Here is a 21,121-nt window from a genome sequence, read left to right as displayed (position 1 = left end):
GTCAGCCGGCGGGCACGTACGTCCGCTGCGCCCACTGGAATGCCTGCCACCCCGCGACCTCGTCGAACTCCTCGTGAACGCGCCCGGCCATGTCGGCGCTGATCGGGACGGCGTCGCGCGCCTTCACCTGAACCTCGGCGCAGCGCTCCATCAACATGAAGAAGCCCACCGCCGAGTCGACCGTGGCTCCGACGGTCATCAGCCCGTGGTTGCGCAGGATCACTCCGCGCGCCTCGTCGAGAGCGGCCGCGATGCGCTTGCCGCCGTCGAGCGACGCGATGCTGACTTCCTCGTCGTCGAAGATCTCGTGGTCGCCGAAGAACGCGCACGCCTCCTGGGAGATGGGCTCCAGCTTGGTGACCGTCGCCGAGAAGGGCGTGCCGTACGGGGTGTGGAAGTGCGCCGCCGAGACGACGTCGGGACGCGCCTCGTGCACGGGGGCGTGAATGTGGAATGCGGCCACGTTGATGTGCCCGCCTCCCTCGATCACGCCGTCGGGGCGGACCAGCACGAGGTCGTCGGTGGTCATCACGCGGAACGGGACGCCGTACCGGGCCAACCAAAAGCAGTCCGGCCGCTCGGGGTCACGCGCCGAGATGTGGCCGTCGCCGAGTGAGCCCCATCCCATGGCGCCAATCACCCGGTACGCCAGGGCAAGACGCCGCTTGCGGTGTTCGCGAAGTTCGACCGGATCGGCGATGTCCGGCTCGAAGGCGGAAGGGTCGAGGAAGGGGGCGGCGAAGCCGCGTTCTGTCGAAGTTTCCGTCACTCCTCCACGCTATGCCAGGCGCCGAAGACTAACCACTGATCTTGTAGTTCGATTACTGTTCCCCGCGTGCTAACTGGCCGTTCCCGTGAGTATGCCGATGGCGATTTGCCCTTCGGCCCGTCGGCGCGAGGCTGACCGTGCTGTCCGCGGTACTGCGCCGGCTCCACTCCGAGGATCGCTACTACTGGATCACCTCAATGCTGGCGGCGAGGGGCCATCAGCGCGCCACCTGCCGGCTGACCGCCCTCAACATCTTCGGCTGCGGCGCGCTGCCACTGCTGCTGATGCTCGGCGATCACGGCCCGACGGGCGCGCGCGACCGTTCGATCGCCGTCGCGGTGTTCGCGTGCTGCGTCGCCTTGTCCACGATCTGGTTGAGGTCGAGTTGGCCAACGCGCAGGTTGTCCCAGCTGTCCACTCTGATCGTCAGCGTCCTGGTGGGCGTCGCCTGTCTGATCGAACGCGATCCCGCCGTCGGACTGATGGGCGCTACCGCATTCATCGCCGTGTCTGCGTTCGCCGCCGTGTTCCATGCTGGATGGCTGTTGGCCTACACCTGGATCGTCGGGGTCGCGACACTCGTGGTGCAGTCGGTGCGCTTCGCCGGCGTGGCGCCCGAGGTCACCGTGGCGGTGGTGGTCTTGTTCGCTCTCGTCAACGCCTTCGTGGTGTTCTGCTGTCGGAGCGTTGTCCGGTTGGTGGACAACGACGTTCACTACGGCGAGCTCGAACCGTTGACCGGGCTGCTGACGCGGGACGCCTTCTCGGACCGCATCGCGACCATCGTCGCCCGCGACAGGGACGACGACCGCTTCCTGGCCATCGTGGTCGTCAGTCTGGACAGCTTCTCGCTGCTGACCGCGATGGGAGGCGAGGCGGGAGGGAATCAGGCCAGGGTGGCGATCGGCCAGCGGCTACGGGAAACGCTGCGGCGCGACGCGATCCTCGCGCACGTCGGCGATTCGGAGTACCTCGTCGCCGACACGTTCAACAGCACCGACGCCTCGGTGCTCACCGATCGACTGCAACACACCGTGCGTACCGCCCCCTACCGACTCACCGCCAGCATCGGCGCGGTCGTCACGCCGCTTGCCCCAATCGTCGGGCACCCCCCGCACGACGTCGTCGAGGAACTCATCACGGTTGCCACCTCGAACGTCTACCTCGCCCGTCGCAACGGCGGCCAGCGCACCGAGACAACCGCGAACCCCGAGCTCACCTCGCTGAGGAACGCCGACGAGTGGGACGACGACGATCTGACGGCCTAGCCGCCACACACGCCCACTGCAGAGTTCACCCCGGCCGCTTCAGCTGTCTCGACTCTGCGCGTACCGTGACCGCTTCTCGCACTTCGTCGCAGTGACCGCAGAGTCGAGGCAGGCAGGCCGGTCGACGGCCGGGGGAACGACACGGTATGGTTCGTGCCGTGAACATCGGCACGCGCAGCTATTGGCGCTTTATCTTGGCTCCGGGTGGCCCGGAGCCCAGCAGTGACCACATGGTCGCTGCTTTCGTCATTTCAGGGCACCGGATCGTCCACGGGTGAGCCCTGAGAACCACTCACAGGAAGCCCGAACACATCGTGACCATCACCAGCCCCGCCGCAGACGTCGCAGAAGCGCGCACCATCTCCGACCGTCGGATCGTGTCCTTCCGTCCCGTACCGCCGCCCGCGCAGATCCTGGCCGAACTCCCCCTGGACCGCGACGGCGCCGCGGCGGTTCAACGCCATCGCGACGAAATCACCGAGATCCTCGCCGGCCGTGACGACCGACTGCTCGTCGTCGTCGGTCCCTGCTCGGTCCACGACCCGGTGGCCGCGCTGGACTACGCGCACCGGCTGGCACCCTTGGCCGACGCCTACGCCGACCGGCTCAAGATCGTCATGCGGGTCTACTTCGAGAAGCCCCGCACCACCGTCGGATGGAAGGGCCTGATCAACGACCCCGGCATGGACGGCACCTACGACGTCGAACGAGGGTTGCGCACCGCCCGCGCACTGCTGCTCGACATCGGGGCGATCGGGCTCGCGGTGGGCTGCGAGTTCCTCGAGCCGACGAGCCCCCAATACATCGCCGACACCGTGGCGTGGGGGGCGATCGGGGCCAGGACCACCGAGTCCCAGATTCACCGCCAGTTGGCCTCCGGGCTGTCGATGCCCGTCGGATTCAAGAACGGCACCGACGGCAACGTTCAGCCAGCAGTCGACGGCGTGAGAGCCGCTGCAGCGCAACACGTCTTCTTTGGAATCGACGACCTCGGCCGCGGCGCGATCGTCGAGACCGCGGGCAATCCCGACTGCCACCTGATTCTGCGCGGTGGGTCCTCGGGCCCCAACTACGACGCCGGCTCCATCGCCGAGGCAGTCGAGGGCGTGGTCGCCGCGGGGCTACCCGGCAACGTCATGATCGACTGCTCGCACGCCAATTCGGGCAAGGATCACGTGCGCCAGGCCGTCGTCGCCGACGAGATCGCCGCCCGGATCGCCGCCGGCGAACAGGGCATCAGCGGGTTGATGCTGGAGAGCTTCCTGGTGGCCGGCGCCCAGCCCGTCAGCGGGCACCTCGTCTACGGCCAATCGGTCACCGACGCGTGCATGGACTTCACCACCACCGCCGGAGTGCTCGGACGGCTGCACGACGCGAAAGCCCAATAGCTCCACCGTGACTCGCTTCCTGTCACCGCTGATCCTCCTGGCGGTCATCGCCGTCCCGGTCGTCGGCTGGTTCGTCGGCGGCTGGGCGGGCGGTACGACGCTCGTCGTCTATTGGTTCGAGACGGTGGCCGCCTCGGTGTTCATCTGCGCGCGCATCCTCCTGCATCGTCGCTGGACACCCCGCCAGGGCCACTTCAGGTATCAGGCTGGCGGAACGACTCGGTGCGGCACGCAGCGGTCGTCCTTCCTCGCGGGCTTCGCGGTGACCACTTTCGGCTTTTGCGCCGCCCACGCCGTGTTCCTGTGCGCCATCCTGTTTCTGCTCGGCAAGGAGGACAATCGTGCACTCGCCCACGTCGACTGGCGCACAGCGGGTCTCGGCTGCCTTGTCATCCTGGGGTTCCTGACCGCGGACTTCGCGCTGGATCTGCTCAGCCTGAGGCGATGGCCGTTCTGGCGGCTCGAGCAGCTCGCCCACCGAGGATTGAGCCGGGTGGTCGTCGTCCACCTCACGCTGATCTTCGGACTGATCGGGATCGCGCTGACCGATGCCGCCGACGCATTGTTCGGCATCTTCGTCGCCCTCAAGACGCTGGCTGCACTCAGCACCGCACTGCCACAGTGGGAACCCCGGGAGGTACCGAAGTGGTTGAGCGGCATGATGAATCGCTTCCCCCGGGTCCGCCCCGACGAGAAGTTCGAGGACTCCTGGACGAAGGACCGCGAGGCGGAAGTCGCGCGCCGCGAGCGCAACGAGGGCCAGTGGGTCAGCCCGTGACGTAGACGTCGGCGTGCATGTGCAATCCGACGGCCTGCCGCATCTGCCCGAGGACCCGCACCACCACCTGAGCGGCCAGCCACAGCGCCACCTGATCGTCAGGACCGACGTCGGCCAACATGTCGGCGATCCGCTGATGGCGGACGACGGCCCGCCCGTCCCACATCCGCCTGCCTTCCTCGCCGATCGCCACCAGCGACGCGCGGCCGTCCTCGGGGTCGGCGCGTCTCTCCACCAACCCTTGACGCTCCAGGCGCTGGATCAACTGCGTCATCGCCGATTGACTGGCGCCCTCGGCCTCGGCGAGTGCCGTCACCCGCATCGGCCCTTCGCGATTCAGCCGATTCAGCGCCAGGGTGGCGCTGGCACTCAATTCGTCGCGGTCGGCCAGGTATCGCCACATCGTGTCCGCACCCATCTCGACCATCTCGGAGATGACGTCGACCCCACCGGCATGTTTCATGGTCGATTTATATCATCTAGATGATGCAGTGAGTGTTCGGCAACGCACCTGACCGCGGCTTTATTCCTCGGGATGCGAGGCGCCCTCACCAGTGGCGATTGTTTCTGTACGAACGCTGTGCGTCGCGCCGTTCGGATTGATCAATTGATCGTTCATAGGATATAAATCGTCGGTGCCAATGGGCCGAGGGGTGAACGAATGAGCCAACAATCGAAGGCCAGGACCTTCCTGGAAAGAGCCTGGCTGCCATTGGTCGCCGTCATCGCGGTCACCGTGGGCGGGGTGAGCATGTGGAAGGTGCACCAGGCGTCGGCCCCAGGACCGGTGATCACCGTCAACGGCCCGCAGGCCCCTCCGGAGTTCGTCCCCAAACAGCTCACCTACGAACTGGACGGCTCGCTCGGCGGCAGCGGCATGCTCTCCTATCTCGACGTCGACGGCCATCCCCACACGGTCAACCTCGACAGCCTGCCCTGGTCGCACACCGAGACCACCACGCTCACCGTCGTCTCGGGCAGCATCTCCGCCCAGGTCCACGGCGGCGACGTGCACTGCCGGATGTTGGTCAACGGCGTCGTCCGCGACGAACAATCCGCCACCCGCGAGGACGCCGACGTCACCTGCCGGGTGAAGTCCGCGTGAGCGCGCACCGGGCGAAACGTCCGTTCGTCGCGAGAACCGTTCGGCTCCTTGCCATTCCGATCATCGTGTTCTGGGGCCTGATAGCCGTCACGACGAACACCTTCATCCCGAAGGTGGAGGACGTCGCGGCCGAGCTTGCCGGCCCGATGATTCCGACCTACGCACCGTCGCAGGCCGCCATGCTGCACATCGGCGAGAAATTCCAGGAGTCGACCTCCACCAGCCTGACCATGGTCGTGCTCGAAGCGGACCACCCGCTGAACGACGTCGACCATCGGTACTACGACGACCTGATGCTGCGGCTGAAGAACGACCCCCAGCACGTGCAGTACGTCATGGATCTGTGGGGCAAGCCGTTCTCCGCCGCAGGCGCGCAGAGCGTCGACGGCAAGTCCACGTTCGTGCTGCTCCGACTGGCCGGCGACATCGGCCAAATTCAGGCCAACCAGTCCGTCGACGCGGTCCGCGCCATCGTCGCCGACGACACCCCACCGCCGGGTCTGAAGGCCTACGTCAGCGGCGCGGCACCGCTGGCCTCGGACACGCTGGCCATCGCCAACTCCAGTCTCAACAACATCACCATCGTCACCATCTTCCTGATCATCGCGATGCTGCTGCTGGTCTACCGCTCCCCCAGCACGGTGCTGATGCCGCTGGCCACCGTGCTGTTCGAGATGCTCATCGCCAAGGGCGTCGTCTCCACCCTCGGCCATTTCGGCGTCATCCCGCTGTCGTCGTTCGCGGTGAACATCGTGGTGGCCCTGACCCTCGGCGCCGGGACCGACTACGGAATCTTCCTGATGGGCCGCTATCAGGAGGCCCGCCAACTCGGCGAGACTCGGGAGGAGGCGTACTTCACCGCCTACCGCAGCGTGACGCCCATCATCGTCGGCTCGGGGCTGACCATCGCCGGCGCCGGATTTTGCTTGAGCTTCGCCCGCCTCGACTACTTCCACACGATGGGCCCGGCCGTCGCCATCGCCATGCTGGTGACCATTTCGGCGGCGCTGACGCTCGGTCCGGCGATCCTGACCGTCGGCAGCCTGTTTGGACTCTTCGACCCGAAGCGATTGGTCAGAGGACACCTCTACCGGCGGATCGCGGCCAGCGTGGTGCGGTGGCCGGTGCCCATCCTGGCGGCCAGTTGTGCCGTGGTCATGGTCGGGGCGCTCTTCGTGCCGACCTACCGCGTCAGCTACGACGACCGCGCGTACCAACCGACCGACGCGGCCGCCAATCAGGGCTTCGCGGCCTCGGACCGGCACTTTCCCCAGAGCAAGCTGTTCAGCGAAATGCTGATGGTCGAGTCCGACCACGACATGCGCAACTCGGCCGACTTCATCTCGCTGGACCGGGTGGCTGGCGCCCTCATCCGCGTTCCCGGCGTCGCCATGGTGCAGAGCATCACCCGACCCCTGGGCCGGCCACTCGACCGCGCCACCCTGCCCTATCTGTTCACCACCCAGGGCGGCGCGAGCGGACAACAGTTGCCCTTCAACCAACGGTCCAACGCCGACACCGACGAGCAGGCCCGGATTCAGGCGGACACCGTGGCGACGTTGAGCAAGACGATCGATCTCAACCAGAAGCTGGCCGACGATCTGCACGCCACGGTCCTCACCTTCGAGAACCTGCAAGCCGTCACCGAGGAGATCAACGCCGACATCTCCAATCTCGACGACACGTTCCGGCCGCTGAAGAGCTACTTCTACTACGAGCCACACTGTTTCGACATCCCGCTCTGCTACGCGTTCCGGTCGCTGTTCGACGGTTTGGACGGCATCGACAGCCTGCGTGAGCAGATCGGGAACGCCGTCACCGACTTTCAGGCCGTCGACGCGCTGATGCCGCAATTGGTGGCCCAGTTGAAGATTCAACGCGATCAGACGCAGATGCTGCAGTCGGTCATCGTGCAGTCCTACGGTCCGGCACATCTGCAGTCCACGCAGACCGGTCAGACGTTCGACGATCTGATCAACGTGGGCAACGACTTCGACGCGTCCCGAAGCGATTCGTTCTTCTACATGCCAAGGGAGGCCTTCGACAACGACGACGTCAAGGCCGGTATGCAGTTGATGATGTCGCCGGACGGCAAGGCCGCCCGCTTCATCGTCACCCACGAGGGCAACGCCATGGGACCCGAAGGGGTCGAACACGTGGAGAAGTTCCCCGAGGCCATTCAGATCGCGCTCAAGGAAACCTCGCTGGCCGGCGCCAAGATCTACATCGGCGGTGCGGGGTCGAACAACCTGGACATCAAGACCTACGCCGCATCGGATCTGCTGATCGTGGCGATCGCCGCGTTCATCCTGATCTTCCTCATCATGCTGTTGATCACGCGAAGTCTGATGGCCGCGTTGGTGATTCCCGGCACGGTCGCGTTCTCGTTCGCCGGCGCGTTCGGATTGTCCGTGCTGGTGTGGCAGCACCTGATCGGCTTGCACCTGCACTGGCTGGTGCTGCCGATCACGTTCATCATCCTGGTGGCCGTCGGGTCGGACTACAACCTGCTGTTGATCGCTCGCGTGAAGGAGGAGTTGGGGGCGGGATTGCACACCGGGTTGATCAGGGCGCTGGGAAGCACCGGCGGCGTGGTGACCTCGGCCGGCCTGGTGTTCGCGTTCACCATGCTGGCGATGCTGACCAGTGACCTGCGGACCATCGGCCAGGTGGGCACGACGGTCTGCATCGGTCTGCTGCTTGACACGCTGATCGTGCGGTCGTTCATCGTGCCGTGTCTGCTGCGGCTCTTCGGGCCGTGGTTCTGGTGGCCGACGCTGGTCCGGAGACGACCGCTGCGGCAGGTCTCGGATTTCGGAGTGCGGCAATGAGTTCGGTTCCGTGGGCCGTGCTGGCGACGATCGCCTTCGTGGCCGTCGTGGTGTTCGCCGCGGGGGCGTCGGTGGGCGTCGCGCGCCTGGTGCGTCGACCGACACTGCCGTTGAGCGAGCACATCGGCGCAACGCAAACCGCGTTGGCGAAGCTACGCAAGGGCGAGCCGATGACCGACGAGGAAGTGGCCCTGGCCAGACAGGCGACCTCGGATCGCGGGTCATTCCTGGCGCTGTGCATTCCGGCAGCCATCTTCAGCATCGGATGCTTCTACGTCTTCGGCAGCCTCGAGCACCTGCACGGTGCCACCCCGTCGGAGCGGACGTTTCTCGGGGTGATTCCGATGTTCACCTCGACCAACCTCTTCCTGCGAATGGCCAAGAGCGCCAGCCTCAAACGACGACTGAAGAAGCGCACCCCTCCGGCAGTCGCCGGAGGGGCTCCTCCCCTTGCGCAGGGCTCAGACCGTGGGACTGATCCGCTCGGGGAGACCCAGTAGCGCCTTGCCGAGGACCTCATAACCCACGTGGGCGTTCTGTCCCGCGTGTCGGGCAATGACGTTCGCATCGCGCCACACCTGCTGCATCGGGCTGGACTCGGCGAATCCCCCCGCGCCGTACAGGTCGGAGGCGATGTCGACCGCCTCAAGCGCCTGGGTCATGGCGTAGCCGCACTGGGCCCGGATGTGCGCTCTCGCAGCGTAATCGGGCCGAATTCCCCGAGCCGCCGCGGCATCGAGCTCGTCGACCACGTGCTCGGCGTGCAGTCGGGCGGTCTGCAACGCGAGGGTGGCTCTGGCGAGCTGGATCTGGACGCCGACCGAGTCGGCTTGCCGTTCGTAGACGGTGTGGTGCAACGGCTTGGCGTCAGCCTTTTCGGTGGCCAGGGCCAGTGCGGCCCGACCAAGGCCCAACAGGGGGCACAGAATCGACAGTGAGAGAACCGATCCCGTGTGAGGCCGGTCGTCCACCTCACCGGCGCCGTCGGCGGACCCGCCTTCGGCGATCTCGGACAAGCGGATCGTGCGATGAGCGGGAACGAACACGTCCTCGGCGGCCAAGTGATGTGAACCCGTGCCCCGCATGCCGACGGTGCGCCACGTGTCCTCCACGGTGAGCTGCGACATGGGGATCAGACACAGCAGCGCCTCCGGAGTGCCCGCGTCGTCGGGAACCAGCGCGCCCACCGCCGCCCACGTGGCGTGCGGTGAACCGGACGCATAGGGCCAGCGCCCGGTGACGAGCAGCCCACCCTCGACGCGCTCGGCAGGTGTCGGATTGATGCTACCGGCGATCCGCGCGTCGGCGTCCTCGCCGAAGACGTCCTCTCTAGCTCGTTCGGAGGCGAGCCCGACCAACCAGCCCGCCACTGCGCCGAGGCTGACCACCCAGGCAGCCGAGCCGTCGACCTCGCCGAGCGTCTCGGTCACGTTCAGCAGGGTCCGCAGATTCGCCTGCTGACCACCGAACCGTCTGGGAACCAGCAGACCGAACAGTCCCGCCTCGGTCACCGCCGCGATCACCTCGTCGGGTTGGCGGCGATGCAGGTCTCCGTACCCGGCGTGCTTGCGCAGCAGTGGCTGCAAGGCCACCGCCCGGGCCACCAGTTCTTCGGACGTCGCGCCGGGATGTACGTCGACGGAGGTGTGAACGCTCATGACAGGACCTTTCGGTGTGATTCGTGGGGGTGTGTGCTGGATCAAGTTGTGGCGCAGCGACTTCGTCACAGAGGAATGAAGTTGCGGAAGAACCAGAATCCCCAGATGCCACGTCCCCGGTCGAAGAACGGTTCTACGCGTGAGCCGCGGTAGCTGAAGGGGCGGTGATCGCGGCGTCCGTCGTCGAATCCGCGCTGATCCCACCGTCGGTCGTCGAATCTGAACCCACCCCGCCCGTCGTGGCGGCCGTCGCCACCTCGGCCCTGGCAGAAGTGCCCGAAGCACCGGTCCTGATGAAATCCGCCGCTGTCGGCCAGCGCGGTTCCAGCACCTGCCCCCAGCCCGAGGGTGGCCGCGCTCAGCGCGCCTGCGATCGCTACTCGTGCGGTGATCTTCGCCAGTTTCATGCTGCGTTCTCCTTCGACGTCCAACGTGGCCCCGCCGTAGCCGGCGGGTTGCGACGTGTCGACCGCAAGTCGTTGTCGTGCAACGTTTCCTGGTGACCGAATCGCATGAACCCAGCATGTAGGGATCTGGGCCGCGTCACGTGAAGAGAACGTGGAGAACGGATAGAGAACGCCCTCGGCTCAGCCGAGGGCGTCGTCGTGCGTCAGGGCTTGAGCCACCGCCACTGCGCCGTCAGCCAGCCCTGCGCGCCGGGAAGCCGGTCGCGCACCGCGGCGACGACGCCCGGCCACAGCAGGTCGTCGTAGTCGTCGCCCGACAGCCAGCCGCCAGCCTTGACCTTCGGCAACCACGCGTCGACGTCGGCGGCGACGCTGTCGTAGTCGTGTCGGGCGTCGAGGTGCACCCATGCCAGCGAACCGTCGACGAAGAAGTCGGCGGCCTTCGGCGAGGAGCTGATGAAGACGTGGACGTCGTCGGCGAAACCGCAGGCGATCACGTTGCGGTGCAACAGGCCTGCGAACGTCCCACCGCCGTATTCGACCGCCGGACCGTGGGCGTTCTCGTTGGCCAGACCCTCCTCGCCGCTGCCGCGGCAGGTGTCGACGCCGATGACCGTGAAGTCACGCCCCGAGGCGCGCACCACGTCGGCGAGCGAACACAGGCTGCGCCCGAGATAGGAGCCGACCTCGACGAAGGTGCTGCCCTCGCCGAACACCTCGACGGCTTCCTGCTGGCCTTCGCGCCAGTGGAACCAGCCGGGGATGTCCGACCAGTGGTTGACGTCTGCGGCAAATGGGTCCTGCGGTGGGTGGCTCACCGTGAGGCGGTTCCCCGTTCAGTGCGCCGATAACCCCGTCGGCGCTCGGGTACGTTGATCGAAGGCCGCCACGACGGCAGGAGTTCGATGACGAAGTACGCCCCGATGGCGACGTCGCTCGTCACGCACCGCCTCGACTTGCGAGCGCGCGACGAGAGCGACGCGGAGTGGAATCACGAACTGCTTGGTGAACACGACGGCGGCACCGACTTCTCAGTCGACGAGGTGCGCGCGCGGTTGGCCGAGCAACGAGTCATGGCGCTGGACAACGGTATTCGACTACTCACCGTTCGCCGTCGGTCCGACGGCGTACCCATGGGGTACTGCGGGCTCATCGTCGGCAGATGCAGTCACGACGAGCCCGAGATCGTCTACGAACTGTTGACGCGGTTCCACGGTCAGGGCTATGCCACCGAGGCTGCCCGCGCGGTGCTGGACGCGGCATTCGCCACGGGTCGCACCCGGATCTGGTCGACCGTCGGGGCGTGGAACACGCCGTCGCTGCGAGTGCTGGGAAAGATCGGCTTCCGCCGCGACCACGAGACCGTCATCGGCAATCGCGGCGCCGTCGTCTACCTCGTCTGCGACGCCGGGTCGACGTGACCAAACTCGATGCCGTGGTCTTCGACTGGCGCGGCACCTTGGTAACGACCGTGTCCGTCGCAGCGTGGACCGGCGAGGCCCTCGGCCTGCTGGGCCGAGAGCGGGACGCCGACTCGGTAGCGCACGTGCTGACCGCGATCTCGTACGCCGACGGCGAACCGAGCCGGTTGGAAGCCGACGACGTCGCCGAGACACTGCGCTGGGTGGCGGCTCAGGGCTGCGAGGTCGCCATCCTGAGCGACATCCATTTCGACCTCAGACCGGCGTTCGTCGCGGCGGATCTGGACCGCTACGTGGACGAGTACGTGCTGTCGTTCGAATGCGGTGTGCAGAAACCGGATCCGGCCATCTTCCGCGCGGCGCTCGACGCATTGGGTTCGCGCCCTGAGCGGACGTTGATGGTGGGTGATCGCGCATCGCACGACGGCGCTGCGGTCGAACTCGGGATGCCGACGCTGCTCGTCCCGCCGTTGACCCATCCGGCGCAAAGACGGCTCGACTTGGTGCGGAACCTCGTCTGCCGTTAGCCCGCAGGTCTGCTGATGTGCACCATCTGAGTGTTGTGCGCGCACAACTCGTTCGCGTCGTCGTGCACTTCCGTCCTGACCGTGGCGAGGGTTCTGCCGACCTTCAGTGGCGTCGAGGTCGCGGTTGCCGTGCCGCGCACGGGACGCAGGAAGTACGTGGTGGACTCGTGCGTGGTCGACAGGACGGCCTGCACCCGCTCGGGCGTCAGCAGCGGAAAACGAATGCCAGCGTCGCCGCGAATGGTGCGAGTGCGTAGATCTGCTCTTCGGTGATGTCCATCGTCGCGCGAGCCTAGTCGCCGGCGTGGCCGCCGAGTCAGGGACGGGACCGTCCGACGGAATCCGATATCACCGGTGATACTGGATTCGTGGAAGCATCGTGACCTGGCGGCCAGGTCAGCGTCCTGACCTGCTCAAACTGAGTGGAGCTAAGGGGAATCGAACCCCTGACCTTCTCGATGCGAACGAGACGCGCTACCAACTGCGCTATAGCCCCTTGTACCGGTAGCAGGCTACCAGTGCCGGTCCCCCGGCTAGAAATCGAGCTACTGACCCGAGGCTCGGGGCAGGTCGTACTCGCGCGCGAAGGTGGCGTAGTCGAGGTGTTCGAAGATCGGATCCTCGTCGTCGATCTCCAGGACCACCGACCCTGGCCGCCGCAGCCGCGCAGGCACGACGTCGAATTCCTGGTCCTTGGTGTTCTCCACACCGAGGTGCGACCGCATCATCCGCTGCGCCCGCCTGCGTCGCACCTGCTCCTCGATGCGCGTCTGACGCCGCAGGTAACCGAGGTAGAGGATCGTGACGGCCCCGACGGTGCCGCAGAACCACCAGAACGTCGGCGACACCACGTAGGCGGCCACCGCGGTGAGCAGCAGCAGTGCCGACATGGCCATCAACACGCGCTTGCGGAACCGGTACTTCCGCGCGCTGACGGCGGCGGCGGTCTTCGACTCGTAGCTCCGGCGGCGTTCCTGCGACTTTGATCCCGCGGCTTGGGGGGCGGAGTCCGCGGCTGCCTCGACGCCCGAGGAATCGTCGACGTATTCGTAGTCGTGGTTCGGGTCGTCCTCGGACACCGCTTCGAATTCGTCGGTCATGTCGTCGATCGTGTCGTCGGCGACGAGTTCGTCGGCGTTCTGCTCGGGCGCCTCGTCGGCCTCAGGAACACCGTCGACCTCCTGCAGGTCGTCGACCGAGAACACTGCGGTGTTGTCGCCGAAGTCCAGCGGCAGCTCCGGCTCCTCGTCGAACGCCCGTTGCGCGGATGCGCCGAGGGGCAGTGCGCCGGAGTCCTCTTCGACGACGTCGACGTCGAGGTACTCGGATTCGGCCTCCACGGTGGCGGCGGCCATCACGACGACCGCCGTGCGGGGCGCGCCGTCCTCGTCGTCGTACTCGTCGAGGTCGTCGTGCGTCGGACGCCAGTCCGGGTCGCTGTGGTGGCCGGCGGCCGGCTTGCGGCGGCGCAGCAGTCGCGCGCCGTGGCCGGAGTTCAGCACGCGCGTGGCGAGCGCGACGTCGCTGGTGCGACGCACGGTGTCTCGCTTGCTGATCAACATCGGGACCAGCACGAACAGCCAGAGCACGACGAGAGAGATCCAAAGAAGAGACTGAGGGATGCTTGGCATGACGCCTGCTCCTTTCCCCGTGAAGGTAGGTCCGTGACCAGCGCATCCGGGGACGACGCGCCGGGGCTAATTACACACCTGTAATTCACCTCTGACAAGCACATTCGCCCCATTAGCCACAACTGCAACAGATTAGGCCCAATTGGCACGCCCGGCGCGGACCAACGCCGACGTTGCCGAGCCGTTCAACTCCTCGATCGTGATGGCCACCAGCAGATGGTCCCGCCACCCGCCGTCAACCTCCAGATAGCGCTTCAGCAAGCCCTCCTCGCGGAAGTTCGCCTTCGCCAACACGGCCCGGCTCGGCGCATTCTCCGGCCGCACCGTCGCCTCGACCCGGTGCAACCCGACCGGGCCAAAGCCGTGGTCGAGACCCAGCGCCAGCGCCGCCGTCGCCACCCCGCCGCCGTTGCGCGCCTTGGCCACCCAATAGCCGATCCACGCCGAGCGCAACGCGCCGTGCGTCACGTTCCCGATCGTCAGTTGGCCGCACAACTCGCCGTCCAGCTCGATCGCGTACGGCAGCATCCGGCCCCTCCTGGCCTCCGCACGCAGTCCGGAGCAGATCGACGGCCACGACGAAATCGAGTGCCGCGCTTCCCAATCCACCTCGGCGACGGGCTCCCACGGTTCGAGGTGCGCCCGGTCGGCCAGCCGGATGCGGCTCCACACCGCGCCGTCGCGCAGCCGGACCGGACGCAGCCGCACCAGACCGGCGGGCACCCGCAGCGGCCCGACGGACTGCGGCCAGCCCGGGTGCATCGACGGCGACCGCCACAGGTTCATGATCAGGTTTCTCAGCCGCGTTGAGCCAGGAAGGCCACGTCCACGATCTCGCCGGTACGGACCTCCTCGGCCTCACTGGGGACCACGACGAGACAGTTCGCCTCCGCGAGCGTGGCCAGCAGGTGCGACGACGCACCAGGCGCCCCACCGAGCGCCTGGACGAGGTATTCGCCCGTGTCCTGATCACGCATCAACTGGCCGCGAAGGTAGCCCTTGCGGCCCGCGACCGACGTGATCGGCGACAACGTCCTGGCCTGCACGACGCGCCGTAGCGGCTGCCGTTTGCCCAGCGACATGCGGATCAGCGGCCGCACCATCACCTCGAAGACCACCAACGCGCTCACCGGATTGGCCGGCAGCAGGAAGACCGGGACGCCGTCGCGGCCCAGCTGTCCGAAGCCCTGAACCGACCCGGGGTGCATCGCGATGCGCGACACCTCCATGTCGCCGAGCTCCGAGAGCACCGCCCGCACGCTCTCCGCCGCCGTGCCTCCGACAGCGCCGGCGATCACAAGTACCTCGGCGCGGTTGATCTGCCCCTCGACGACGTCGCGCAGCGTCTTCGACTCGGTGTCGACGATGCCGACCCGGTTGACCTCGGCACCCGCGTCGCGGCCTGCCGCGGCCAGCGCATAGGAGTTGACGTCGTAGACCTGTCCGTTTCCGGGGTTGCGCGACACGTCGACCAGTTCGCCGCCGACGCTCATCACCGACAGTCGCGGCCGCGGATGCACCAGCACCCGCTCCCGGCCCACCGCGGCGAGCAACCCCACCTGCGCGGCGCCGATGATCGTTCCGGACCGCACGGCGACGTCACCCGGTTGCACGTCGTCACCGGTGCGGCGCACGTAGGCACCCGACCGGACTCCGCGCAGCACCCGCACGCGCGCGTCGCCGCCGTCGGTCCAGCGCAACGGAAGCACCGCGTCGGCCAACGTCGGCATCGGCGCACCGGTCTGCACCCGCGCGGCTTGGCGCGGCTGCAGCCTGCTCGGCGTCTTGGCGCCGGCCTCGATGAGGCCCATCACCGGGAGGCTGACCTCCCGGTCGCCGTCCTCCTCGTCACCGGCCTCCACGCCGAGAACGTCGACGCTACGTACCGCGTACCCGTCGATTGCGGCCTGATCGAACCCCGGAAGCGGGCGTTCGGTCACGACCTCCTCGGCGCACATCAATCCCTGCGCCTCCGCGATGGCCACCCGTACGGGTCTCGGCGCCACCGCCGCGGCAGCCACCTTTGCCTGCTGCTCCTCCACCGAACGCACTCAAGCGCCTTTCTCCAGTCATGGAGCCCACGCGCAAGTTAGTTGGCGCTCAGGCCCAATCGCTCGACCAACCAGCGCCGAAGCTCCGGTCCGTAGTCGTCACGCTCCAATGCAAAGTCAACCGCAGCCTTGAGGTACCCGCCGGGATTTCCCAGGTCGTGTCGAGAACCGCGGTGGACCACCACGTGAACCGGATGACCCTCGGCGATCAGCAGGGCGATCGCGTCGGTCAGCTGAATCTCGCCACCGACCCCGCGCTCGACCCGCCGCAGCGCGTCGAAGATCGCGCGGTCCAACACGTACCGACCGGCCGCGGCGTACAGCGACGGCGCGTCCTCCTTCTTCGGCTTCTCCACCATGCCCTTGACGCGCAACACGTTCGGGTTCACGGCGTCCGGGACCACCTCGACGTCGAACACGCCGTAGGCACTGATGTCCTCGGCCGGGACCTCGATGGCGCACAGCACCGATCCCCCGCGCTTGGCGCGCACCTTGGACATGATCTCCAACACGCCGGTCGGCAACACCAAGTCGTCAGGCAGCAGTACCGCCACGGCGTCCTCGTCGTCGTCAAGACTCGGCTCGACGCAGCTCACGGCGTGCCCAAGGCCAAGCGGCTCGGCCTGTACCACCGACTCGACCTTGATCAGTCCCGGCGCTCGACGCACCTTCTCCAACATCACGGTCTTGCCGCGGGCCTCGAGGGTGCCCTCGAGAATGAGGTCCTCGACGAAGTGCGCGACGACGCCGTCCTTGCCCGCGGAGGTGACGATGATGAGCCGCTCGGCACCCGCCTCGGCCGCCTCCGCGGCGACGAGTTCGATGCCGGGCGTGTCGACGACGGGCAGCAACTCCTTCGGCACCGTCTTCGTCGCAGGTAGAAAGCGTGTGCCCAAACCAGCAGCCGGAACGATCGCGGTGCGTGGGATCGGCACCAAAGCCCGTGTCGTCATCGTTCACACCATAACGTCATTGGGTCGCCGGCAACCGGGTGAGCCCGCCAGTCTGGCGTGGCATCGTGAACCGGTGTCACCAACGAAGGCCGAGATGCGCACCGCCATCCTGTCGGCCCGCCGCGCGGTCCCCGGCGACGTAAGACGTGCGGAGGCTGAGGAACTGCGTCGACGCCTGGCCGCGCTGCTGCGATCGGGTGACACCGTGTGCGCGTACGTACCCGTCGGTTCCGAGCCCGGTTCGACCGACATCCTCGACTCGCTGGTCGCGGCCGGGGTCCGCGTGCTGCTGCCCGTCGCCCGTGAGGATGACTCGGGCCAGCCACTGGCGCTGACCTGGGGTGACTACCGTGGCGAGTTGGTCGCCGCCCGCTTCGGCCTCCGCGAGCCACCCGCGCCCTACCTTCCGGCCGAGGCAATCGGCACGGCGTCGACGGTCGTCGTCCCCGCCCTGGCGGTCGACCGGGTGGGCAACCGACTCGGGAGGGGCGCCGGCTACTACGACAGGAGCCTGGCGATGGCGGATCCCTCGGCGCGGTTGATCGCGATGGTCCGCGACGACGAGGTGCTCGACCGTCTGGCGGCCGAACCGCACGACGTGCCCATGACGCATGCACTCACCCCGGGTGGCGGCCTCGTCGAACTTCGCTGACCGGCGGCGACTTCCGTCAGCGCCAATGGCGCGGGAATGGCGTGGCCCACGTAGCGGTTCTAGCACTTGGGCAGCTAGAGTGCTAACAGATTTCGTCTTTTTCCGGAGGTTTTGGTGCCGACCTATTCGTACGCTTGTACCGAGTGCGACAACCGTTTCGACGCGGTGCAGGCATTCACAGATGACGCGCTGACCGAGTGCCCGAAGTGCTCCGGCCGGTTGCGCAAGCTCTTCGGCTCGGTGGGCGTGGTGTTCAAGGGCAGCGGCTTCTACCGCAACGACAGCCGCGAAACCTCGAAGAGCACGATCAACGGCTCCAGCGGTGGCAGCGACTCCGCCAGCTCCTCGGAGAAGTCGGCCGACAAGCCTGCCGAGAAGTCGACGACGTCGACCGACAAGTCGTCGAGCTCCTCGAGTTCGGACAAGTCCAGCTCGAGTTCCAGCTCTGCCTCCTCGTCGAGCAAGCCCGCGTCCGCGCCGGCCGCCTCCAGCTAGCCGTCATCCACAGGGCCACACTTATCCACAGGGCAGAGCCCACCCCCTGCCACAACGTGGTTCGGCTGCCTAGCGTGGCCACATGGGGGAATCACTCAACGCGTCACTGACGTCGCGCCTCGTCGCGGGCATGCGACCGGACTGGACGCGCACCGCCACGGCTCGCCGCGTGACCGCGGGTGCCCTCGTCCTGTTGGCCGCCGCCGCCGCGCTGCGCCCAGATCCCACCGACGGCAGGACCGACGTCGTCGTCGCGACCCGCGACTTGGCGCCAGGCGTCGAACTGGTGGCCTCCGACGTGCGCGTCGAGTCACGTTCGGTGGCGACGATTCCCGACGGCGCCACGACCAACGGCACCGACCTGATCGGCGCCACGCTCGCCGGTCCGGCTCGCCGCGGAGAGGTGCTCACCGACGTGCGGGTGCTGGGCTCTCGCCTCGCCGACGCCACCGCTGGGCCGGACGCCCGCATCGTCCCCGTCCACCCGACCGATTCCGCGCTGTTGGATCTGGTGCGCACGGGCGACGTGGTCGACGTACTGGCCGTCTCAGAGGCCACCGACGGCACTGGTGAACAACGCTCGCGGGTGGTGGCCACGAACGCGATCGTGGTGCTGGTCTCGTCGGCGTCCAAGGACAGGGGCCGCGACGGGGTGGTGCTGGTCGCGCTACCGGTCCTGAAGGCGAACGAGGTGGCCGGAGCGTCCCTGATCCAGGCCATCACGCTGACCTTCCATTGAGTGTTCCCAGAATGGGGTTAGCGTTGCCGCACGGGTTGTGGCGTACGGGCCCGACCATTCACAGGAAGGAAGTTCCACGTGCTGAAGGGATTCAAGGAGTTTCTCTCCCGCGGCAACATCGTCGACCTGTCGGTCGCGGTGGTCATCGGTACCGCGTTCGCGGCGCTCGTCAAGACGTTCACCGACGCGATCATCACGCCGCTCACCAGCCGGATCGGGGCGAGTGGCACCGACGTCGGCATCCTGAAGGTCTCGATCGGCGGCGGCCAGGTGATCGACCTGAACCTGATCATCTCGGCGGCCATCAACTTCATCCTGGTCGCGGCGGTCGTCTACTTCCTGGTGGTGGTGCCGTACAACCGGCTCCGCAAGAAGGGTGAGGTCGAGCAGGCCCAGGACACCGAGCTGAGCCTGTTGACCGAGATCCGAAACCTTCTCAAGGACGGCGTCAGCGCCGAGACCGTCACCGGACCCGGCACCGGCCCCAGCCCGGACACCGCGAAGAACACCAGCGGCGACAGGTAGCGCACACACGAAAACAGCCCCCGGCCAGTGGCCGGGGGCTGTTCTCGTTGAACTAGGGAGTTAGTTCATGTTCCACGGTTCGCCGTACGTGGTGACGCTGTCACCCGTCGAGGCGATGAGCCGTGCGAACGGACGCAGGAGCACGCCGCCGGCAGCGCCGGTGACCGTTCCGTGAGCGTTCGAGACCGCGACGCCGCCGGAAGCACCCTTGACGTCGACCGAGAAGGTCGCGACTTCCTGGATGCCGGGGCCGTTGCCCAGGTCGGCGCTGATGGAGACACCCGGGAACAGGTTCGGGGTGATGACCTGGAGCGGGTTCGCAGGCGTCGCATCGTCGAGCAGGATGTTCGGCGTGGTGTAGCTGAAGTTGATGCCAACGCCCAGCGACCAGGGGAAGCCGATCTGGTAGCCCAGCTCCAGCGTGCCCTCGAACTCATCGGCGCCGGGGCCGGCGACGATGAACTTGGCCCGACCCGAGTGGAACCACTCGCGGGTGAGGCGGTTGCGGTCGAGCGGGAAGACACCGTTGAGGAACGTGTCCCACTGCTGAACCGTAAGGGTCCGATCCTGGCCGTCGACCAGGCTCAGCTCGTTGTCCAACCCTGCGTGAGAGGTGCCCGTGCTGGTGAGGAGCGCCGCGAACGCTGCTACCAGAGCGACCAGCACCCGACTGATTGCCTTCATGTTCTCCCTAGCTTGTCGTGACGAACCCCGCGGTCCGCCGTTTCCTGTGAGTGCCCGGCTCTACGGCTAAGCCTGACACCCCGCAAGAGGTTGATGTGAGTGGAATTAGAAATCTCACATGCTGTTCTTACGTAATGCTCATCGTTGACAGCGAGAAACATAACGGCGAGGCCCCCACCCGGCAACGCGTACGCGTCAACAGGCGCCAAAGGAGTAGGCGCCGGGGGATGTTTGCCCAATGGGCATGACCGGAGGCACGGGCTGCGTGGCGACCGGCCGCGGGCGCGGGGAAGCCGCTGACCATCGGCACATCAGAGCGGTTTGGAAGCCTGAATTTGACTACCGTCACATCCCGCGCTCGACGGAAACTGACAGCTCAGCCGTGGTGCGGAGGGACGTTGTCCCGCAACCAGTCGTCGCGTTCCGCATCTCGGCCGGAGGGGGTGTCGTCCCACTCGTCCTTGGTGGTCTCGGGTAGAGAATCACCGAAAATGTCGTTAACTGAGAGCGGCCTGCGCGGTGAATCACTAGTCACAATGACATCCCGGTGTGATGAAGATCACACATGGTCATGGGAAGTAGTTCACATTGCGGCAACACAATCCCGCGACGCCCCACCGGTAACTCCCCACACGCCGAACACCCCGCCGAGCGCTGCTCGCGGGGGTCGGTGTGTGCCAAGGAGGCCAAGGGGGCCTAGATCTCCAGGCTGGACAGCTGGCCGATGATCTGAATCGCCAGCGGTCCCAGCGTCGCCATGCCGTCGCGAACCGCACCGCGAGAACCGGCGATGTTCACGACCAGAGTGCTGCCCGAGATTCCCGCCAGCCCGCGGGAGACACCCGCGTCGACGAGCCCTGCCGACAGCCCGGACGCCCGTAGGGCCTCGGAGATGCCAAGCAACTCGCGGTCGAGGATGGTCGTGGTGGCCTCGGGCGTCACGTCGCGAGGCGTCACACCCGTGCCTCCGACCGACACGACCAGGTCGACGCCACCGATGACGGCAGTGTTGAGCGCGTTGCGAATCTCGATCTCGTCGGCCGACACGACGACGACACCGTCGACGACGAATCCGGCCTCCCCAAGCAGCTCGGTGACCACCGGACCGCTGTGGTCCTCTTCATCTCCGTGCGCAGTCCGATCGTCGACGACGACGACGAGCGCACGACCCACCAACTCACCAGGCTGTTCCATGATGGCAACCGTATATCCCGCCACCGACGCGGGCGAAGCGATCCT

General features: G+C 66.9%; 24 protein-coding genes and 1 tRNA gene. 12 read left to right on the top strand and 13 right to left on the bottom strand.

The window, feature by feature from the left end; genetic code table 11:
* Position 1: 1 nt before the first annotated feature.
* Positions 2–769, bottom strand: coding sequence for a class II aldolase/adducin family protein (locus B1790_RS24215; protein ID WP_079925824.1), 768 nt, complete (start codon positions 767–769; stop codon positions 2–4).
* Positions 770–906: 137 nt separating this feature from the next.
* Here B1790_RS24215 and B1790_RS24210 point away from each other — a divergent pair, with 137 nt between their 5' ends.
* From B1790_RS24210 to B1790_RS24200, 3 genes are all read left to right on the top strand, one after another.
* The gene (locus B1790_RS24210; RefSeq protein ID WP_079925823.1) at positions 907–2,037 is read left to right on the top strand and encodes a GGDEF domain-containing protein; all 1,131 of its coding nucleotides are present in this window, start codon (positions 907–909) and stop codon (positions 2,035–2,037) included.
* Positions 2,038–2,351: 314 nt separating this feature from the next.
* On the top strand, positions 2,352–3,425 hold the full coding sequence (locus B1790_RS24205; RefSeq protein WP_079925822.1) for a 3-deoxy-7-phosphoheptulonate synthase: 1,074 nt from the start codon (positions 2,352–2,354) through the stop codon (positions 3,423–3,425).
* A gap of 7 nt (positions 3,426–3,432) precedes the next feature.
* Positions 3,433–4,203, top strand: coding sequence for a DUF6498-containing protein (locus B1790_RS24200; RefSeq protein WP_079925821.1), 771 nt, complete (start codon positions 3,433–3,435; stop codon positions 4,201–4,203).
* On the opposite strand, the gene B1790_RS24195 is transcribed toward B1790_RS24200, so the two are convergent.
* Positions 4,193–4,666, bottom strand: a complete 474-nt coding sequence (locus B1790_RS24195; protein WP_079925820.1) for a MarR family transcriptional regulator — start codon at positions 4,664–4,666, stop codon at positions 4,193–4,195. The genes B1790_RS24200 and B1790_RS24195 overlap by 11 nt on opposite strands.
* A 198-nt stretch (positions 4,667–4,864) precedes the next feature.
* Here B1790_RS24195 and B1790_RS24190 point away from each other — a divergent pair, with 198 nt between their 5' ends.
* From B1790_RS24190 to B1790_RS24180, 3 genes are read left to right on the top strand one after another with little or no spacing between them, the layout of a single operon-like run.
* Complete coding sequence (locus tag B1790_RS24190; RefSeq protein WP_079925819.1) at positions 4,865–5,308, top strand: MmpS family transport accessory protein; 444 nt, start codon at positions 4,865–4,867, stop codon at positions 5,306–5,308.
* Positions 5,305–8,139 (top strand): RND family transporter, encoded by a 2,835-nt coding sequence (locus tag B1790_RS24185; protein WP_369832417.1) that lies wholly within the window; start codon positions 5,305–5,307, stop codon positions 8,137–8,139. The genes B1790_RS24190 and B1790_RS24185 overlap by 4 nt, the downstream gene beginning before the upstream one ends.
* Positions 8,136–8,639, top strand: coding sequence for a hypothetical protein (locus B1790_RS24180; RefSeq protein ID WP_233165294.1), 504 nt, complete (start codon positions 8,136–8,138; stop codon positions 8,637–8,639). The genes B1790_RS24185 and B1790_RS24180 overlap by 4 nt, the downstream gene beginning before the upstream one ends.
* Here the strand turns inward: B1790_RS24180 and B1790_RS24175 are convergent.
* The 3 genes from B1790_RS24175 to B1790_RS24165 form a co-directional block, all read right to left on the bottom strand.
* Positions 8,601–9,797, bottom strand: a complete 1,197-nt coding sequence (locus B1790_RS24175) for an acyl-CoA dehydrogenase family protein (RefSeq protein WP_079925818.1) — start codon at positions 9,795–9,797, stop codon at positions 8,601–8,603. The genes B1790_RS24180 and B1790_RS24175 overlap by 39 nt on opposite strands.
* Before the next feature lie 65 nt (positions 9,798–9,862).
* Positions 9,863–10,204: a hypothetical protein gene (locus tag B1790_RS24170; RefSeq protein ID WP_079925843.1), complete on the bottom strand. Its 342-nt coding sequence runs from the start codon at positions 10,202–10,204 to the stop codon at positions 9,863–9,865.
* A gap of 203 nt (positions 10,205–10,407) precedes the next feature.
* A complete protein-coding gene (locus B1790_RS24165; RefSeq protein WP_079925817.1) occupies positions 10,408–11,022 on the bottom strand; it encodes a class I SAM-dependent methyltransferase in 615 nt (204 codons plus the stop codon).
* An 87-nt stretch (positions 11,023–11,109) separates the two neighbouring features.
* On the opposite strand from B1790_RS24165, the gene B1790_RS24160 reads away from it, so the two are divergent.
* On the top strand, positions 11,110–11,625 hold the full coding sequence (locus B1790_RS24160; protein WP_079925816.1) for a GNAT family N-acetyltransferase: 516 nt from the start codon (positions 11,110–11,112) through the stop codon (positions 11,623–11,625).
* A complete protein-coding gene (locus B1790_RS24155) occupies positions 11,622–12,152 on the top strand; it encodes an HAD family hydrolase (RefSeq protein ID WP_198952106.1) in 531 nt (176 codons plus the stop codon). The genes B1790_RS24160 and B1790_RS24155 overlap by 4 nt, the downstream gene beginning before the upstream one ends.
* Here B1790_RS24155 and B1790_RS35085 read toward each other — a convergent pair.
* The 6 genes from B1790_RS35085 to B1790_RS24125 all read right to left on the bottom strand — a co-directional run bounded on the left by B1790_RS35085 (position 12,149) and on the right by B1790_RS24125 (position 16,787).
* Positions 12,149–12,346, bottom strand: coding sequence for a PaaI family thioesterase (locus tag B1790_RS35085; RefSeq protein WP_198952105.1), 198 nt, complete (start codon positions 12,344–12,346; stop codon positions 12,149–12,151). The two genes, B1790_RS24155 and B1790_RS35085, sit on opposite strands and share 4 nt — an antisense overlap.
* A gap of 229 nt (positions 12,347–12,575) precedes the next feature.
* Positions 12,576–12,648, bottom strand: a tRNA-Ala gene (locus tag B1790_RS24145).
* Positions 12,649–12,697: 49 nt separating this feature from the next.
* Entirely contained in the window at positions 12,698–13,783 is a 1,086-nt protein-coding gene (gene glpR / locus B1790_RS24140) for a gephyrin-like molybdotransferase receptor GlpR (protein ID WP_079925813.1), read from the bottom strand.
* Between the two features lie 132 nt (positions 13,784–13,915).
* On the bottom strand, positions 13,916–14,569 hold the full coding sequence (locus B1790_RS24135) for a GNAT family N-acetyltransferase (RefSeq protein WP_079925812.1): 654 nt from the start codon (positions 14,567–14,569) through the stop codon (positions 13,916–13,918).
* Positions 14,570–14,580: 11 nt separating this feature from the next.
* Complete coding sequence (gene glp, locus B1790_RS24130; protein WP_079925811.1) at positions 14,581–15,834, bottom strand: gephyrin-like molybdotransferase Glp; 1,254 nt, start codon at positions 15,832–15,834, stop codon at positions 14,581–14,583.
* A 38-nt stretch (positions 15,835–15,872) separates the two neighbouring features.
* Entirely contained in the window at positions 15,873–16,787 is a 915-nt protein-coding gene (locus B1790_RS24125; protein ID WP_079925810.1) for a UTP--glucose-1-phosphate uridylyltransferase, read from the bottom strand.
* Between the two features lie 73 nt (positions 16,788–16,860).
* Here B1790_RS24125 and B1790_RS24120 point away from each other — a divergent pair, with 73 nt between their 5' ends.
* From B1790_RS24120 to mscL, 4 genes are all read left to right on the top strand, one after another.
* Positions 16,861–17,439, top strand: a complete 579-nt coding sequence (locus tag B1790_RS24120; protein WP_079925842.1) for a 5-formyltetrahydrofolate cyclo-ligase — start codon at positions 16,861–16,863, stop codon at positions 17,437–17,439.
* 114 nt (positions 17,440–17,553) lie between these two features.
* Positions 17,554–17,934: an FmdB family zinc ribbon protein gene (locus B1790_RS24115; RefSeq protein WP_079925809.1), complete on the top strand. Its 381-nt coding sequence runs from the start codon at positions 17,554–17,556 to the stop codon at positions 17,932–17,934.
* 82 nt (positions 17,935–18,016) lie between these two features.
* Positions 18,017–18,673, top strand: coding sequence for an SAF domain-containing protein (locus B1790_RS24110; RefSeq protein WP_079925808.1), 657 nt, complete (start codon positions 18,017–18,019; stop codon positions 18,671–18,673).
* A gap of 78 nt (positions 18,674–18,751) precedes the next feature.
* Positions 18,752–19,198, top strand: a complete 447-nt coding sequence (gene mscL, locus B1790_RS24105; protein ID WP_079925807.1) for a large-conductance mechanosensitive channel protein MscL — start codon at positions 18,752–18,754, stop codon at positions 19,196–19,198.
* A 60-nt stretch (positions 19,199–19,258) separates the two neighbouring features.
* Here mscL and B1790_RS24100 read toward each other — a convergent pair whose 3' ends face one another.
* Positions 19,259–19,882 (bottom strand): MspA family porin, encoded by a 624-nt coding sequence (locus B1790_RS24100; protein ID WP_079925806.1) that lies wholly within the window; start codon positions 19,880–19,882, stop codon positions 19,259–19,261.
* A 696-nt stretch (positions 19,883–20,578) separates the two neighbouring features.
* A complete protein-coding gene (locus B1790_RS24095) occupies positions 20,579–21,076 on the bottom strand; it encodes a molybdenum cofactor biosynthesis protein B (RefSeq protein ID WP_056559925.1) in 498 nt (165 codons plus the stop codon).
* Positions 21,077–21,121 lie beyond the last annotated feature (45 nt).

Source organism: Mycobacterium sp. AT1, assembly GCF_002043095.1.
Taxonomy (GTDB): domain Bacteria; phylum Actinomycetota; class Actinomycetes; order Mycobacteriales; family Mycobacteriaceae; genus Mycobacterium.
This window is presented reverse-complemented; position numbering and strand designations above follow the sequence as displayed.